Genomic DNA, 16519 nt, shown 5'->3' with positions numbered 1-16519 from the left:
ACGAAATGAAAAAAAGATACCCACAAGGTGGGTATCACAACTGTCAGGTTGTTGTCCTCCTTATGGGTACCATTTTACTTTACCTGAATGGTTTCTTTCCCATAAAAATTCGGAAATCCTTCATAAAAATCCAGATTCTTTTCACAAGCTTCTGTGATCTTCCATAAGACTCCATCCACATAGCTTCCTTTTTCCGGAAGCACAGTTGCAACGCCATTTCCCGGAGCTCTGCCACGAAATGCCAGCCGGTAATCTTCCAGCCGGACATTTCCAACCACTTCCGCATCCGGACAGCGGAATCTCATCTGCCCCAGGTTCATGTTACTTCCATATGCAAAATAATATCTCTCTTCTATTTTTCTCACCTCTATCTGACTTCTTCCGTCCTTTGATTTTTCTTCAGACACTCATACGTGCTTTTGTCATATCTCCATGCCAGATCACCTTCCAGATTTGCCAGCAGATGTTTCCGTACATTTTTATATTCTTCTCCGATTAATCCGAGCCGCAACAAAAACGTTCGGAATGTAAACGCCGGGTTTTCTGAGATCGGTGTCTTTTTCATCTGGGTGGATCTCTGATTGATCGCCTGTGCGGAAATGGCTAATGCCAGTGTAATGTTTGCTCTTACCTTTCCAGCATGTAGTGTGCTTTCAAAACAGCGCCATTCCAAAGTTCCCTTGGAAAACACAGCATGAAGATTTAGAGCATAATAACGGGTATGATCATAATGGGTATGACTTCCATCCCTGCCTCCATACCATACATTTCTTACACGGTCCATAGTGATTGATTTATTTGGTATTTTTCGGATTTTCTCCAATACCTCCGGTCGCACCCTCTGACAATAACTATTTGCTCTTCTTTCCTGCACTTTCAGTGCTTTGAACAGGATATCTTCCTTTGCATACATAATTGTCAGCGCATTTTTCAGACTCTGCGGTGTATGATTCGATGCATCTATGTGAACATGCTGACCACAGGACTCATTTACAAAACCGCCATGCCGTCGCAGACAGCGTACTACTTCCTGTAACTTTCCCATTTCATCATAGGATAATTTCGGAGATACCATTTCTGTTGAATATTCTCTGCCTGCGTCTACAATTCGACCGTATACTTTCCGTTGTGTATAAATGCTTCCATCAGACATAAATTTCCACTTTTTTCCTTCCAAATCTATCACTGACCAGATTCCGTAAGTAGTGCCGTCATAATATGCTTCCGTTCCAAACATTTCAGCAACAACTTCTGCAGCACGTTGTCTGGTAATCCCTGTCATTTCGATTTCTGTGCCAAAGTATTGGTCTTTTATACCGATCATGCCTAATGGATTCCTTTCTCAGACACTTCCTGTTCGTTGAGTTCGGAGTCTGCCTTTTGTAATAGGTTGCCAATTGCCTCGATAACATTGACAGTCACCCCGTTTCCAGCCTGTTTATAAAGCTGTGCGTCAGAAGTGCAGTCTATGATCTTATCAATCTGCCAGTCATAATAACCCTGCAGACGCAAACATTCCCTCGGAACTAACCTTCTTATTCTGCCGTGATACAAGATGCCATGACGATCGGTTGCAGTAATTGTGAACATCGGTTCTTCTGGTTCTTTCATGCGTCTGCCATTCTGACGGACATTTTCTTTGGCTGGTGTAAGGACTGCTCTTGCCCCTTCTTCCCTTAATACACCGGAACATTCTCCTTTGTATTTGTGGATTCCGCATTGTCGGGTATTAAGGCTTCTGCATTCTTCAGTTACCAGTGGTGGCGGAGACAAATCTACAAAATGAAGTGTTCCCTGTTGGATACCTGTGGTCAGGGTGTGTGCTATCTGATGTCCGACTCTTCCTCTCCTGCTGTTGAGATTCGCATAGCCTAAATCAATACTGTCACCCTCTCTTGCAAGTTTGTAGCCGAGCTTTGTATTTTCTTTAATTGGAACACCCACATCATATAATCCTGTCTTTCCACCCATTCCTCCGGCTTGTGATGTCAGGGTACAGCTTAATCCTTTTGGACTGTAGACTCTTTTCCCCTGACTTCCTGCCCGTATTTGAACAAGAGCTGCTCCATTTGTTTCTGGTTCAGGTAATACTTTTCCGGCACATCGGAAATCAAGATATCCGACAATATACACCCGTTTTCTTGCTTGGGGGACTCCGAAATCCTTGCTGTTAAGCACTTTCCATTCGACATGGTACCCCAGTTCAGAAAGCGTACTGAGGATGGTGCAAAACGTCCGGCCTTTGTCATGCGATAACAAACCGGGAACATTTTCAAGGATAAAATACGAGGGTCTTTTAGCTTCAAGAATACGGGCAATTTCAAAAAAGAGAGTTCCTCTTGCGTCAGCAAATCCTTCTCGCTTTCCGGCGATAGAGAATGCCTGGCAAGGAAATCCTGCACAGAGTAAATCAAAATCTGGCATTCGTTCTGGTTCAATTGTTCTTGCATCACTACAATACCACTCCCCTTCTGTGTCAAACAGCAATCGGTAGTTCTTATCCGCATAAGTATCCACCTCACAATGTCCGACACAGACAAAGTTTCCTGCCCGTCTTAAGCCTTCACGGAATCCCCCGATTCCGCTAAAGAGATCAAAAAATTGAATGGTTGCGGCTATCAACCTCCTTTTTGCTGATAAAAACAGGCGGCATGATCTCTCATACCGCCCTTCGTTATTCTGTATCAATTGGTTACCATTCTGTTGGTTCTTCTGCTTTGGATTCTTCCGGATCAGTCTCTCCTTCTGGTTCAGTTTCCTCTTCCGGTTCACTTTCCCCTTCTGGTTTGTTTTCCTCTTTCGGTTCACTTTCTCCATCCGGTTCGGCTTCCTCTTCTGGTTCACTTTCCCTTTCCGGCTCAGTTCTTTCTTCCGGTTGAGTTTCTTCTGTTCCCAATTCTCCAGTTGTCTGTTCGGATTCTTCAGGCTGCTCTTTGCTTTGCCATTCGACCTCTACCTTTTCCAGTGCTTCTTCTATAATCTGAATTAAGAAGTCTTTCTGTTTCATGTGTTTCTTTCCGATGACTACTTTTAATCTCTGGAATAATTCCTCTGATACCTGTACTGCTACTGTTCTTACTGCTCCCATGCTTATTTCTCCTTTTCCTTCCACTCTGTTGAAATGTTCTTCAATGACCTGTTGTAAAAATTTTTGTGTGCTGCTTTCTGTGAGTTCAATCTCTTCTCTTACTTTCTCATGTAAGTCCATCGGGATCTTTCCGCAGATATTTTTCATCTCTGCCATAACCTTTCTCCTTTCACTTTTGCTACACACAACATACTCCAAAGCCGCATGGAAAGCTATTCACAATACCCACCAAAGATATCGATGCATTTCTTGCCTTACCCCTAGCAGATCCAACAATGTATGTATCGTGCAATCATAGGCCTCACCCCCTTTACAAATTTTCCATTTGAGATAGAAAATCCATCATCTGATCTGGTATTTCTTCCGATGATAGTTTCGTTGTCGATTGTTCCGTAGTGCCACATATTCCTAATTCCCGAACACTTTCTTTTATCGTCTTTTGAATGACTTCTTCCATCCATTTCCGATCCTCTTTTTCCAGAATTGCCTGAACCAGATACTGGCTTTTCTGCCCTTCTGGAACACTTTGAAATTTCTCCCATGCTCTCTGGTGTTCTGGATTTTTCAGGTTCGGGCGGAACGAATATACCGGGCGTGTCATCTCGTCCACATCTGCTCTACAATCCGTTCATACCCTGTTGCGTTGGCATGGACGTCCTCTATAAAAACGGGGCGGCAAATCGCGTCCTGTGCGGTCACGTGGCGTTTTAAAATTGCGGAGCCTCCCCCCATAAATACGGTGGGTACTGCCCGGAGATCAAACCCGGATTCTGTCACCGCAGACAGTATTCTTTCTATATATTTCCGTCCGTTTTCCTGTATGATCCGTCTGGCCTCCTCTGCCATACTGCAAGATTCCCTCCGAAGCACACGCTCAATTTGAGTTTCTGTCACAGACAGTCCGGTATTTCTACGCACTTGTTCTGCTGTCTCATCAATACATCGGATTACTCCAAGTTCCAGACTTCTGCACGTTGCTGCATTCGGAACAGCATTGTCCAGCCTCATAAGGTCAACGGTCCAGCCACCAATATCAACAAGCAGAACAGACGGTTCATTCTTCAGATACTCTGGATGCAGAGCAAGCGCAGAGTATCCCTGTGGGAACAGTTTCACATCTTTTATTGTTATCTCATATAACTCACTTTCATATAAAAATCGCACTGGCTGCTCTTTCCGCAACAGATACTCCCTGAATCCCTGTTTCTCTCTTCCAAAACTTGAAAGCGGAAGTCCGACAGCCAGAATTACCTCTGTCTTTCGTTCCGCTTTCCGATGCTTGATTTCTTCTGCAATGGCTGCCAACGTCAGCAGATAATAATTATCATTTGACGTTTTATTTTTTACCAGCGTCTGTCTTCCCGTACCGCAGACATAATACTTTCCTTGATATTGCAGAACATTCTGCATGGTATACGGCTCGTAATCATACCCAATAATTCCACTTGGGAAAGACACTTGTCTTGTTTTAATGGCATAATAGCCATGATCAATTCCTATGATTATCACAATCACACCCTTTCATTTTTCTGTTTAACGTAAGGTCAAAAATGCTTTCACTGCTGCAACGGATTGTTGCAAAAGTGCCATTCGTGAACACTTTTCCATGTTCCAGCGTCCCAAAACCTGCGGAAAATCTGGCTTTTTTATACCACTATCGCCAGAGGAACACTACTGTTCCTTCCCAGCCGGTTATAAAATATCCCTCTCCCGGCGGCGGTCCAGCCTGTCCGGGGGAGGGATATATCGCAAGTTTCCTTTTTGAACAATCGCCTGTCTTTTTATTTTTATGAGGTGTTTTTCCTGCTTTTGTAAAATGGGAAGATACTCCGGTTCTGTCAGAAACTTTCGTATGTAATTCCCCTTTTCTCCCAGCTTGTTATCATTTCCTAACAGCTCCATTTCTACCATGTAATGGGTATCTGGATGAAATCTCTTCTCACACAAAATGCTGTCCCCTTTTATATAATCAGATTTAGCCGATTCTCTTGCTGCCGCCAAGAGTTCATAAATACTTACTTCCACCTCTTATCACCTCCCAAAAGACCAGAAAAAAGCAGACCTCTTAATCGAAGTCTGCTCCTGTCGGATATGGTAATCCTCTTTCTTCATATTTTTTATCGATATAATTTCGAATCCATTCCCTGTATTCTTCCGTTAATGCCAGTTCCTGAAATTCTAACAACCACTTTTCCCCTTTTGCTTCGTCATCAAGCCATCGATCTTCTATGCACTCCGGCTCATCTAACATTTTCATCATCGCTTCAAATGGCTCTTTTACATCATCACCAAATTCTTTCCATAAGGCGATTCCATAGTTCTCCAGTTCAAAAAATTCTGTCAGATATGTCAATCGTTCCATATCCCCCAATGTCATTCTTTTTTCACCTGACAATAATGCTCGATCTCTTTTGCCACATAGATTTAAAAATTTTCTCTTTTCCATCTCCACATCCATTATACTTTTACCTCTTCCTGTTAAAAATAATTCCTTATTACGAAACATTATAAAATTTAAATTCTTTAGAATCAATATATATGTTTCTGTATTACGAAACTTTTTATTTTATAAGGGGAGTTCATCATTATGCAAAAGATTAGACCAGATATGGATATTGGTAAAAATATCCAAGCAATTCGATATAAAAACAATATGACTCAAGACCAAGTAGTTGCAAAATTAAATCTTATGGGTATCTCCATCACCAAAAGTACCTATGCCAAACTGGAAACAAATCGCATGAACATTAAGGCATCTGAATTAGTTGCACTTGCAAAACTCTTTCATACCGATATCAATGCTTTCTTTTCCGGCTTGCTATAGTTCGACATTCCCCGACTCCCTGTGTATATAATAGCATATTAAAAATAAGAACCAGTCTATATTCTTATCGGATATAAACCAGTTCTTTTTTCTTATCAAATAATATAAAAGTGACAGGGAATTCAGATTCTTATCTTCTGTCACTCATGTAATTATTATTCTATTTTAAATTTAATGAATTTACCCATTCTTGAATTTCTTTTTCAATGTTATTTTCTATATAAACGTCATACACATTTTTCCACATTATCTGTGTATACTGTTATTTTCAACCCCATAATTATAACTTGGTACACGCTATACACTACTATAAACTGTACTCCATTTTAGGAAAACCTAAGTAAATATGATCATATTTTGATACATCTAGATTATCTTTAATAATGACAGGACGAAAAGATTTATCCTCCATTTCAATACTGCTTCTAGACTTCTTATTCATCCAATCAAGATCTGCTTTTGTATACGGAACTTCTGGTTTGATTTCATATAGATTAGCTCCTGCCACCTTTGCAACTTCTTCAGCCGCATGCTTTGTAACACCACTTGCACTAAAATAAGCAACTAATATTTTACCCATAGTAATAAACCTCCTTACTACAAGTATAGAGGCTAAACCTTACTTTATGGCAAGATAATTTTTCTATAAAATTTAGTTCTTCTTAGCTGTGTATAGGGTCTACTTTCTCTTATTTTCTTGGAGTTAGATAAATTAATATCAACATATATGATTTCTTCCTGATCACCTACTTTTTTAATAGCTTCACCATTTTGATTGACTACTATGGATTCTCCAGAAAAGTTCATTTCACTCTCTTGTCCTATTCTATTGCACATTGCAATTTGTGAGTGTGATATCTTCAAAATAAGAAGCGGCTGTTAAAGCGAGAGTTCCTGTGGTCGAGGCACCGACAATTCCTATCTTTTGATTACCGGATGTTTTTAACCATCTTATAGCTTTCTCTATACGATCTAATGGATAATTATAATCTCCATAATCCTTTTTTTGCAGGAGACATAGTCAACACATTTAAACCAAGCTTATGGAGCAATTTTACAGAAGTACGGGCTAAATAGTCTTCTGCATCATCACCAATCATTGCACAGTCTGATTCTTTCTTACACTACCAATAAACACCATAGAACCCATCCATTTCTGTATAAAAATGTCTTTTATTCATTATGATCATCTCTTTATCAAATGTGTTTTTCTAACACAATTATTTTATTAGATACATGAGAAACAAAAGGAATCGTACCTAAAACATGATATATAGGCATCAATTGCTTCATTCCTCTACAAGACTTACTTCCTTTAGAAAAGAAAATGAAGGGGTAAGTTTTTCTAGTTCTTTCCCATTTTTTATACCCCATGTAAACTTTGCATGACTGCCTTCTATTGATTTTTCTTTAATGTGCTTCACCATAAAAGGTGACATCACTTCAACCATTATTGTGACATTTGAAAATGCATGTTCGATAATAGAAAAGATTTTCTTAATATCAATTTCAGTTAAATACATAGTCAATCCTTCTATGATTACTAGAACGTCTTCTCCTTCATTGTGAATAGTATTTGTATAGGTTTCATCCATAGCTGACTTCGCGATTTGATAGATAGGTCCTGTTTCTGGTAAAAACTGTTTTCTTATATTTATCGTTTCAGGTAAATCTAGATTATACCAGCGTATATATTTGCCTTTCATACGATAACACCTTGTATCAAGACCACATGCAATATTAATCACAATAGTATTCTTATGTTTATCTAAATATTCATCTACCATCTTATCTAATACAATTGTTCTTGCAATCACACCAGAACGCATTGTTTTATCTTGATCTGCTTGAGAAAAGTCATAATCTAATTGTTTGACTATTGATACAGCCATTTCATCTTTTATTTTAGGATTCTCTTTTTTACAACATTTATAAACAAGATCTCTTGTAGGAACCTGAACATCTCAATGACCACACAAGTTTGCGAGAGGCATTTCAATTTTATTCATCAGCCATACAAGTGGTTTATTATCACTAGTAACATCTCTAAGTATTAATCTACCCTTTGGAGGTAAGCATCTTTTTACACTATTGAAAAATGCTTGTGGATTAGGGTAATGATGAAAGCTCATAGAACATATAATGGCATCAAATGAATTTTCCTCAAAAGGGAAATTCTCACAATCCCCTACTACAAATACTGCATTTGGAATATTCTTCTTTTTAGCTTCTTCAATCATAGCTGGTGTAAGATCAAGACCTGTATAATGTCTATCTGGATATTTTTCTGATAATAAAGAAATCATAGGTGCTGGACCACATCCTGCATCAAGTAAATCTATGAATGATTCTTTCTCTAATTCTTCTAAGATATCTGGATAATCCTTCTTACACATTTCATAGAGACCTGCATGATCACCTTCATATCTTTTAGCTGCTTCAGTAAATTCTTTGATTGATAATTGTTTGTATTCTTCGTTTGTCATATTCATAATCTCCATTTCTTAATATAAGAATAAAATTGGTTATGTAGTTCTTTCATTTCATCTGGTGCTTTTATTGCATGTTGATACATAAATGTATGTCCAAAACGACTTTTATAAGCCTGTGATAAAATATATGTAAGTATTGGTATTGGTAAAATTCTAAAAATATTTTTGAATACCCACAAACCACAGGTATGCTATAAACACGTCTTTAATAAGTTCCTCTTAAACAGTATTAGAAACAAAGAACAAACAAAGATAAAAAAGACTGTTTCTGCAGATTATGGGTATTCAAAAAAATATTCATTTTATAAGGTGATAATGTATGAAGGTTATCATATAAGATCTTGAAATTATCTTTAAGCTCTCTCGCTATTTTTTTCATTATCACTTTATCTTGTCCTACGGATTCAGGATGTTCTGTTTGATAATAAGCATTCGCAAGAGGTACAACCATCCCAATATGACATAACTGCCATATATGCATATCATTGACCTGCTGGAAAGGTATGCATGAATGTTTAAATATTTGTGAGAGCCGCTGTGTCCTATTTGTCTTTTTTCCAGTTATTTCAGAAAAAGTAGTGGGTTGTATGATTCTTGGAGTAAGTGATGCATCAAGTATATTATTTGTGATAGAGCCTCCAGCACCTGGGAAAGCAGGTAATATTTTTCCTTTTCCTACAATACTTTCCCATTTTTCATAATTATCTATTGAGTTAACCATTGTGATAATGGTTTTACTTTTGTTAGATTTCAATTCTTTCAGTGCTTGATATAATTGATTTTCTCTAACAGTTAAAAAAATAAAATCATATATATCATTATCTTGTAAGTGATCAATGACCTTGATATCTACTTTTTTGATTATATTATTTTTCTTATAAAGGAGTCCTTGATTTTGAAGGACTTCAAGTCTATGTCCTCTTGCATAAATAGTTGTATCATACCCTGTTTCTTTCAACAAAACTGCATATAAAGAACCAATAACCCCTGAACCGTATATAAGTATTCTCATGATATTACCTCTTTGTTAGTAAGTACTAACTTACAGATTCAGTATATCACTATGAAATAGATATCACAATTAATATATTAGTTATAACTAACAAAAAAAACATGAACATCATGTGTTCATGCTTATTGTTCTTCATCTAATTGTCTTATACCTTTACCATTCTTACGCACTCCTGCCTGCCCAATATAGACAATACCTTTATTGGTCGCTTCATCTCTCCCAAATAAGAAATAGCTGCCTGTTTATTTTAGTTCATCTTTACTCTTACATTCTTCTAATGAGGTACACGGAATTTTAAAGGCAAGACCTGTCCATTTCGCAAGTGCGCATTTAATAATTGTATCAGTTCCTGCAGGTAAGATAAATGGTGCAGCAATTGTATAATCAAATATCACAATGTCTGCCTTATACATGAGAACCTAGATTATAGGCTTCTTTAAGCTTATCATTACTAGATATATCTCCACCACTAGAGACACCACCACAAAGTACAGTACCTTTAATAGATGTCTTTTCAAAGCAGTCAATCCATCCATTTAGTCCAGTAATAGCTTTTTCAAAGACTTCGTCTCCTTCTTCTGCAGCTGTCGCAAGAAGATATACATCTCTGAACTTATAATCTTTAGAATACATTGGATTGAGACGATCAATAAGAGTTTTCATCTGACCACTCATTTCATAATAATAGATAGGTGTAGCCCATACAACAACATCAGCATAAAGTACACTATCCATAATATCCGTAACATCATCCTTAATGACACAATGTCCTAGTTTTTGACATGCAAGACATCCAATACAGAAACGAATATCTTTATTTTTAAGTGAGATATATTCTACCTCATTTCCAGATTCTTTTGACCCTTCTACAAAACTTTTCGCAAGTAATTCTGAATTACTATTACTTCTCAAACTTGTTGATAATACAACGACTTTTTTACTCATAACATCCTTCCTTTCCTATAAGAATAGCTTAAAGGCTAAAGTGAACTTCAAGGCAAGAGAATTATTATTTTCTTTGAAGTGTTTTACCTAATAGTTCTCCTATGAGAGCAATCATAGAATAGGCAATAACATAGACCCATGCTGAAGTGTTGTAATATATGAATAATGTAGGAATAAACAGAATTGCGGCAATAAGAGGGTAAATGAAATCAAATTTATTGCTTAATCCATAAATAATGGAAGTGAACAGTGTTATAAGAGGAATGACAATGAGTAGAATAAATATACCACTTCCTGTATCTTTAATTAATATTGGAATAAGATAGAAAGTAATGAAAATAATGAGATAATAGATCCAGTTCTTTTTAATTTTATCCATAATTACATCTCCTTATGATTATACATTACATAAATTAACGTGATTTTTTTTAAATAGAATACACCAATCAGATACAAGACAATTCCAATCAAAAAAGGAATCGAATAGAGATAGGCAATTTCAACTGGAGCACTCGTTCCTCCCACTTTAATGTGCTATTCCATATTACAATAGTTATAAGCAACAACAGCACACATAATATGAGAGAGAATAAGCGAGAAATAGTTTTCATAATGAATCCTACAAGTTCATTAAATTATCCTTTAAATCTAATATTTTACTTTCAATTTCTTTGATAATATACACGAATTCTTCATCGCTTTTACCTGTAGGATCTTCTAAACCCCAGTTATCATCAAAAGGTCTACCTATGAATGGACATCCGACATTACATCCCATAGAAATCGCAATATCTGGTTTTGGAATATCATTTATAAGTTTAGAATACTGCGCATCTTCCATATCTATGCCATACATCTGTTTCATTATACGAACAGCATCTTGATTAATGACCGTTTTTGTTTCTGTTCCTGCAGAATAGCTTTCAAAAACATCAGATGCGAGATAATGTCCTAATGCTTCAGCTATCTGACTCCTACATGAATTATGAACACATATAAATGCAACTTTCTTTTTATCCATAATAAGGACATCTCTCCTTTATACATTGTTTATTCAGTTTTGAATAGTGACAAGATGGATGTTCATATTCTAAAGTAACATCATAATGTGCATTGATATAATCAATCGCATTCTTAAATGAAATCATTGCGTCTCTTTTACAACATCTAGGCCCATTGATTTCACCTAAGTTCTTTAATGCGTTTGAAGTAAATTCCATATGGTCTCCCCAGGTACCATCTAGCGATAATGGTCCTGTATGATCAATGAGTGATAATGCTGCACCAAGTGATGTGACTGCACCGCATACACCCCATAAACCACACATAGCACCAGGCATTCTCAATCCTTCTATCATAATTTTATTTAATGCATCATCTAAATCAATTTCACCACCTGCATTTTTAAATGCAACGAGCAAACATGCTCCATCTAAAATGTGATGTTCTGGTCCATGAATATTGATATAGCCATGATCTACAATTCTTTTAAATATCTGTATAGGGTTGTTTCCTTTTTCTTTCTTTATATCCTTGAGTATTAATTCAGCCTTTTCTTGTATTGTCATGAAAACCTCCTCCTTTATTCCATTATATAGTAAAAGCGACAGAATTTCCCTATCGCCCTAATTATTTCTATTTTTTCTTAGATACGCGGATCATCAAAGGTATTTCAACCCATAACATCGCAATCCACCCTATCAAGTAAGAATAAGGTAAGGCTTCTATTTCAAAGTTCCATATTAAATGAAAAAGTAAAAAACGAGACTACATTGAATCTCGTTCTAGTTAATATATTCATTATTCTAATGTAAGAAGTAATGCCATCTTGAAACGTTTAGATGCTTTGACTGCATGCATGCCACCCTTCGCAAAACAGAAGTTCTCTCCTGCTTTAATGACATGGTCTTTACCCTCATAACTGATGATACCTTCACCATCTAATGCGAAGATGATAGCTTCTCCTGGTGCTGCATGTTCAGTAAGTCCAGTTCCTTCATCAAATGCCATTACTACAAATTTCATCTTATCATTATGTACAATATCCATATTGATAATCTTACCTTCTGAATAAGGTAATAGTTCTGCAAGTTTAAATACTTCTCCTGGTTTAATCATTTCGTTCATAATATCTGTCCTCCTAATCATTGCTTCTGTATATATGACACCATCTTTAGTTCTTATACCTATTGGGGTATCAGTGAATGTAATAAAACTTTCCTTTTCTTTAACTACTTTAGTATAGCCATTATTTCCATAGACTTCCAACTGACCTTTCAAGACATAAATCATCTTATAATAAGGATAGATTTCTGCACTTATATCTGTATTTCTTGCGAGTGAGAAATAAGTGAGTGTATCATTTACTACTTTAGAAGTCGTACAGCCTGGTATTGGCTGATTATCCTTTGTGATAGAGAAGACTTCTCCTATTTTTTCATTCATGTCTAACTCCTTTCTTAATGGGATGTCTAATAACTGTTTTCCATTTTTCTGGTGCGACTCTTCTTGCATCAGAAAGATATATTTCATGATGTAGTCTTTCTTTTGAAAGATCATTGATATATCCATTTTCTTCTAGATATTCATCCATAAGTGCAACAGAAACTGGTTCATCATCAAAAGGACCAATATGCATCATCTGTACACATAATCCCTCCTCTATAGTAAGAAATTCTGCACAAGAACAATCCATCTTTTTCTTAATAGAAGCAGTTTCTACTGCCCATTCAAAATCTTTTTTAGTAATAAAGTCTGGTAAACGAATCACTGAAATCCAATTAAAAGTAGATTTATCATCATAATCTATACCTTCAATACCATCCTGCCACCAGAAACCTTCTAGTGGAGGAACCACATATTCAAAGAATCCTTCTATCTTATAATTTGTTTTATAGCTCATCTTAAGTGTATAAGCGACTGCATATAGTACACTAATAGCCTCCTGATAAGCCCCACCTTTCTCATTTGGATCTCCTTGTCCTCTTACCGCAATATAGTTAGCATGAGGGATAGTGACTATCATGGGTTTATTTTTAGGCATGTAGAATTCTTTATATTCTTTCTTAAAATCAAAAGCCATATATTACCTCCTGTATTAATTAGCATAGAAAAAATCTAGAACATCTTTATATACTATTTCTTTATTTGTTTCATTGAGTAGTTCATGTCTTTTATCTTTGTACAGTTTACTCTTGATATTTTCATAGCCTACTTCTTTTAAAAACTCTTCTAATTCATTAAACTTCTGCTTTCCTTGAATGACTGGATCATCAACACCTGCAATTAAGAATATAGGCAAAGAACTATTTTGAGGAATCCAATCTTCTTTGATGAAAGCTGATTTTAATAACTGGAAAAGATTCATAAAGCCGCTTGTAGTAAAAGTAAACCCACATAGAGGATCGGTGTTATATTCATACACAGTCTGTAAGTTAGAACAGATCCATTCATTTTCAGTTTTATAGCCTTTGTTGTAGTATCCTACAGATAATCTATTCAGAATCTTATTAGGTTTATGTTCTTTATAAAATAATCCAGTAAGTTTTCCTGCAAATAATGCTAGATCAACAAGTTTATTTTCTGTAGGTGGACCACACAATACAATCTTTTCAATATGCTTTTCATATTTCTTTAGGTAGTTTCTAGAAACCAATGTACCCATACTATGACTAAATATAGAAATATTTAATGTAGGATATCTGTATTTTAAATATTCTGTAACTAGATAAGCATCATCTACAATATATGTTATATCGTTTGTATAGAAATATCCTAAATGTGATGTGTCTTTTACACTTGCACCATGTCCTCTATGATCATGAATGGCACAAATATAGCCTTGTTGTGACAAATAGTTCATAAAGTCATAATAGCGTTCTTTATGTTCAGACATGCCATGTATTAACTGAATAATACCGATAGCCTCTCCTTCTGGTTCAATAATAGCGAGTTCTAGGGGTAATTGATCTCTTTTTGATAAGAGTGTTTCAATAATCATATGTATTTACCTCGTTTCAAGTATATTTTTTGTACAATTTAATACTACAGAATTATTATGAACTTTATATGATGTATCTAAATATGAAGAGTCATTCTTATTATTCCTAAAATAAGCAAATGTACTGGATAGAAGAAATAGTTGAATAACTTATTTTGTCTCCCTCTTTCTCCGTTATAAGTCAGGTTTAAACCAAATCCGAGTAATGCCCATGGTTCCTTAAACATTGACGCATAACAAAATGGTATAGAATAGATATATTTATCATGAAATATATACATGAAATATCCAATAAGTACGGCATGATGTTCATAATCTAATCCTAGATTCATAGCTATAAAACACATAACTGCGACAATGAGGATGGATATAACATACCATAATGGTTTATTCAGTTTCTCTTTTAATACATCTATAATCCATATAATGGCAAGTACAAATGACAGTGTAAGCATGATATTGTTCCAGTTGGGTTCAAAGAACACAGCCGATGTACACATATCAAATGGAACTTCAGAAATGATTCCAAATAGTAAAAGAGTTCCTAAGTATTTCCATTTATTTCTTGTATGGAAGTACCCTTCTATTAATAAAAATATAAATATAGGAAAAGCGATTCTTCCTAAAATATCAAATAGATCACTTATTCTATTAAACAATCCACCATCTAGATTAGGATAGATAATAGCTTTATTGAAATGATCAATCAACATTGAGACAAATGCGATATATTTTAATTTTGCACCTGAGAATATCTTGATTCTCTCTTTTATATTATTCATATGTCTCTTCCTTTCAAATCTATTATACCATAAAAGGCTGATTCACAAAGGAATCAGCACCTGTATACTAGTATTTTACTCTTTCTCTTATATAAGGACTAAAGTCTATTCCACTCTTACGATCAATGAATGTATTACAGTTGATATTCAAATCTAATAATTCATGTTTATCGACTCTTACTTTCAATCTTAAATCTCTGCTTAATGAGTTTGCAGGTATAAAAAAAAAGAAAGAAATTAATCTTTCTTTGTGATGATATGCTTGATTTCATCATCTTTCCAGATAACTAAATCACAATCAAAACCTTCTTTAATAACTCCTGTATTTTTTAAACCTAATACTTGAGCAACATTCTGAGTAAAGAATGGTAAAGCTTTTTCATATCCTAATGCATTCTTTAAAGAAATAAATTCTTTCTTTAAGTTAGAGACTGGTGTAATACCAATTTCTTTGATAGAACCATCTTCATTATATGTAGACCATGAGCCTTGTGCATCACTAGAAATAGTGACTTTAGAAGTATCCTTAAACTGTTTAATGAATTCTAAAATTTTTCCATCACCTTCACATGTTAAGTCAACTGTACCACCCATTTCAGCAAACTTGAGTGCATCTTTAAATAAGTGTGGATTACGACTACAATGTGTAGGCTGGAATAAAGAAACAGGAATATCTGCTCTTTCTAATGCATGAAATACAGGAGTTAATCCTTGTTTTTCATCACCCATATGAAGTGTTAAATTCGCCTGTTTTCCAGCAATTAAACTTGCAGTACGGATTTGAGAAGCTAAACGAACAAGTTCATCATCAGTAATATGACTTGATCTATGATCACTTAAGGCAAGCTTAACACCTAGAATACTATCAATAAATACAATATCATCTTCTACTGAATCAGTGAGCGTATATGTAGGATATGTATAACTTCCTGTTAAAATATAGGTATGGACACCTTTTTGAGTGAGTTCTTTTGCTTTGGCAAATAATTCTTTTGTGTTTCTTGTATAGCCATCTGTACCTAATAATCCAATCACAGTAGTAATACCTGCATCTAGTATTTCATGTGCTGCAATAGGTCTAGCACGAGAAATAAAGCCTGCTTCTCCCCCACCACCTGTGATATGTACATGACGATCAATAAGACCTGGTGTAAGGATACAACCTGTCCCATCAATTGTTTCAATAGAATAAGGATATGTGATATGATCATCTATCTTTTCTATTTTAGAATCTGAAATCAATACATCTTTGACACCTAAGTCTTCTGGTGCATAGACTTGAATGTTTTTAATTAGTTTCATAATTTCCTCCATTTCCCCGCGCCTTCGTTGCGCGGACACAAATATATAACCAAACTCAAATCCCCCAAAACTCT

At 35.6% G+C, this 16519-nt stretch carries 25 protein-coding genes; 1 reads left to right on the top strand and 24 read right to left on the bottom strand.

Going from position 1 to position 16519, the window contains the following annotated elements:
* Nucleotides 1-74: 74 nt before the first annotated feature.
* The 8 genes from EAI80_RS08415 to EAI80_RS08380 all read right to left on the bottom strand — a co-directional run bounded on the left by EAI80_RS08415 (nucleotide 75) and on the right by EAI80_RS08380 (nucleotide 5534).
* Entirely contained in the window at nucleotides 75-407 is a 333-nt protein-coding gene (locus EAI80_RS08415; protein ID WP_238634520.1) for a gamma-glutamylcyclotransferase family protein, read from the bottom strand.
* Nucleotides 368-1324: an amidoligase family protein gene (locus EAI80_RS08410; protein ID WP_129981677.1), complete on the bottom strand. Its 957-nt coding sequence runs from the start codon at nucleotides 1322-1324 to the stop codon at nucleotides 368-370. Before EAI80_RS08410 ends, EAI80_RS08415 begins: the two co-directional genes overlap by 40 nt.
* Before the next feature lie 2 nt (nucleotides 1325-1326).
* The gene (gene dcm / locus EAI80_RS08405; RefSeq protein ID WP_342771513.1) at nucleotides 1327-2607 is read right to left on the bottom strand and encodes a DNA (cytosine-5-)-methyltransferase; all 1281 of its coding nucleotides are present in this window, start codon (nucleotides 2605-2607) and stop codon (nucleotides 1327-1329) included.
* Nucleotides 2608-2692: 85 nt separating this feature from the next.
* Nucleotides 2693-3244 carry a hypothetical protein gene (locus tag EAI80_RS08400; protein ID WP_007884604.1) on the bottom strand — a complete coding sequence of 184 codons (552 nt, stop codon included), beginning with the start codon at nucleotides 3242-3244 and terminating at the stop codon, nucleotides 2693-2695.
* Between the two features lie 154 nt (nucleotides 3245-3398).
* Nucleotides 3399-3689, bottom strand: a complete 291-nt coding sequence (locus tag EAI80_RS08395; RefSeq protein ID WP_007884594.1) for a hypothetical protein — start codon at nucleotides 3687-3689, stop codon at nucleotides 3399-3401.
* Nucleotides 3686-4594, bottom strand: a complete 909-nt coding sequence (locus EAI80_RS08390; RefSeq protein ID WP_044912250.1) for a ParM/StbA family protein — start codon at nucleotides 4592-4594, stop codon at nucleotides 3686-3688. The genes EAI80_RS08395 and EAI80_RS08390 overlap by 4 nt, the downstream gene beginning before the upstream one ends.
* Nucleotides 4595-4780: 186 nt before the next feature.
* A complete protein-coding gene (locus tag EAI80_RS08385) occupies nucleotides 4781-5113 on the bottom strand; it encodes a DUF5720 family protein (RefSeq protein ID WP_118305907.1) in 333 nt (110 codons plus the stop codon).
* Nucleotides 5114-5153: 40 nt separating this feature from the next.
* Nucleotides 5154-5534 carry a hypothetical protein gene (locus tag EAI80_RS08380; RefSeq protein WP_226799356.1) on the bottom strand — a complete coding sequence of 127 codons (381 nt, stop codon included), beginning with the start codon at nucleotides 5532-5534 and terminating at the stop codon, nucleotides 5154-5156.
* 141 nt (nucleotides 5535-5675) lie between these two features.
* Here EAI80_RS08380 and EAI80_RS08375 point away from each other — a divergent pair, with 141 nt between their 5' ends.
* Complete coding sequence (locus EAI80_RS08375; RefSeq protein WP_005341369.1) at nucleotides 5676-5912, top strand: helix-turn-helix transcriptional regulator; 237 nt, start codon at nucleotides 5676-5678, stop codon at nucleotides 5910-5912.
* A 307-nt stretch (nucleotides 5913-6219) separates the two neighbouring features.
* Here EAI80_RS08375 and EAI80_RS08370 read toward each other — a convergent pair whose 3' ends face one another.
* The 16 genes from EAI80_RS08370 to iadA form a co-directional block, all read right to left on the bottom strand.
* Nucleotides 6220-6492 carry a flavodoxin gene (locus tag EAI80_RS08370; protein ID WP_238634515.1) on the bottom strand — a complete coding sequence of 91 codons (273 nt, stop codon included), beginning with the start codon at nucleotides 6490-6492 and terminating at the stop codon, nucleotides 6220-6222.
* Nucleotides 6493-6536: 44 nt separating this feature from the next.
* A complete protein-coding gene (locus EAI80_RS08365; RefSeq protein ID WP_238634513.1) occupies nucleotides 6537-6719 on the bottom strand; it encodes a hypothetical protein in 183 nt (60 codons plus the stop codon).
* Nucleotides 6720-6738: 19 nt separating this feature from the next.
* Nucleotides 6739-6828, bottom strand: coding sequence for a hypothetical protein (locus EAI80_RS13850; RefSeq protein ID WP_238634522.1), 90 nt, complete (start codon nucleotides 6826-6828; stop codon nucleotides 6739-6741).
* Between the two features lie 373 nt (nucleotides 6829-7201).
* Nucleotides 7202-7804 carry a class I SAM-dependent methyltransferase gene (locus EAI80_RS08355; RefSeq protein ID WP_238634512.1) on the bottom strand — a complete coding sequence of 201 codons (603 nt, stop codon included), beginning with the start codon at nucleotides 7802-7804 and terminating at the stop codon, nucleotides 7202-7204.
* A 72-nt stretch (nucleotides 7805-7876) separates the two neighbouring features.
* Complete coding sequence (locus EAI80_RS08350; RefSeq protein WP_129981674.1) at nucleotides 7877-8398, bottom strand: class I SAM-dependent methyltransferase; 522 nt, start codon at nucleotides 8396-8398, stop codon at nucleotides 7877-7879.
* Between the two features lie 235 nt (nucleotides 8399-8633).
* On the bottom strand, nucleotides 8634-9416 hold the full coding sequence (locus tag EAI80_RS08345) for a 2-dehydropantoate 2-reductase N-terminal domain-containing protein (RefSeq protein WP_129981673.1): 783 nt from the start codon (nucleotides 9414-9416) through the stop codon (nucleotides 8634-8636).
* A 242-nt stretch (nucleotides 9417-9658) separates the two neighbouring features.
* Nucleotides 9659-9829 (bottom strand): hypothetical protein, encoded by a 171-nt coding sequence (locus EAI80_RS13395; protein WP_192924030.1) that lies wholly within the window; start codon nucleotides 9827-9829, stop codon nucleotides 9659-9661.
* A complete protein-coding gene (locus tag EAI80_RS08335; RefSeq protein ID WP_129981672.1) occupies nucleotides 9822-10361 on the bottom strand; it encodes a flavodoxin family protein in 540 nt (179 codons plus the stop codon). Before EAI80_RS08335 ends, EAI80_RS13395 begins: the two co-directional genes overlap by 8 nt.
* 64 nt (nucleotides 10362-10425) lie before the next feature.
* Nucleotides 10426-10740 (bottom strand): hypothetical protein, encoded by a 315-nt coding sequence (locus EAI80_RS08330; protein WP_129981671.1) that lies wholly within the window; start codon nucleotides 10738-10740, stop codon nucleotides 10426-10428.
* Nucleotides 10741-10980: 240 nt separating this feature from the next.
* On the bottom strand, nucleotides 10981-11382 hold the full coding sequence (locus tag EAI80_RS08325) for an arsenate reductase ArsC (protein WP_129981670.1): 402 nt from the start codon (nucleotides 11380-11382) through the stop codon (nucleotides 10981-10983).
* Nucleotides 11375-11929, bottom strand: a complete 555-nt coding sequence (locus tag EAI80_RS08320) for a DUF5714 domain-containing protein (RefSeq protein WP_129981669.1) — start codon at nucleotides 11927-11929, stop codon at nucleotides 11375-11377. Before EAI80_RS08320 ends, EAI80_RS08325 begins: the two co-directional genes overlap by 8 nt.
* A 232-nt stretch (nucleotides 11930-12161) precedes the next feature.
* Nucleotides 12162-12806 carry a cupin domain-containing protein gene (locus EAI80_RS08315; protein WP_129981668.1) on the bottom strand — a complete coding sequence of 215 codons (645 nt, stop codon included), beginning with the start codon at nucleotides 12804-12806 and terminating at the stop codon, nucleotides 12162-12164.
* On the bottom strand, nucleotides 12799-13443 hold the full coding sequence (locus EAI80_RS08310) for a GyrI-like domain-containing protein (RefSeq protein ID WP_129981667.1): 645 nt from the start codon (nucleotides 13441-13443) through the stop codon (nucleotides 12799-12801). The genes EAI80_RS08315 and EAI80_RS08310 overlap by 8 nt, the downstream gene beginning before the upstream one ends.
* 15 nt (nucleotides 13444-13458) lie before the next feature.
* A complete protein-coding gene (locus EAI80_RS08305; protein ID WP_129981666.1) occupies nucleotides 13459-14361 on the bottom strand; it encodes an alpha/beta hydrolase in 903 nt (300 codons plus the stop codon).
* Between the two features lie 77 nt (nucleotides 14362-14438).
* Complete coding sequence (locus tag EAI80_RS08300) at nucleotides 14439-15143, bottom strand: TraX family protein (protein ID WP_129981665.1); 705 nt, start codon at nucleotides 15141-15143, stop codon at nucleotides 14439-14441.
* A gap of 237 nt (nucleotides 15144-15380) precedes the next feature.
* A partial coding sequence (iadA, locus tag EAI80_RS08295; RefSeq protein ID WP_129981664.1) for a beta-aspartyl-peptidase occupies nucleotides 15381-16519 on the bottom strand: 1139 nt, incomplete at its 5' end.

Source organism: Catenibacterium sp. co_0103 (assembly GCF_004168205.1).
Taxonomy (GTDB): domain Bacteria; phylum Bacillota_I; class Bacilli_A; order Erysipelotrichales; family Coprobacillaceae; genus Catenibacterium; species Catenibacterium mitsuoka_A.
The sequence above is the reverse complement of the archived record's forward strand: the minus strand, read 5'-3'. Positions and strand labels throughout refer to the sequence as shown.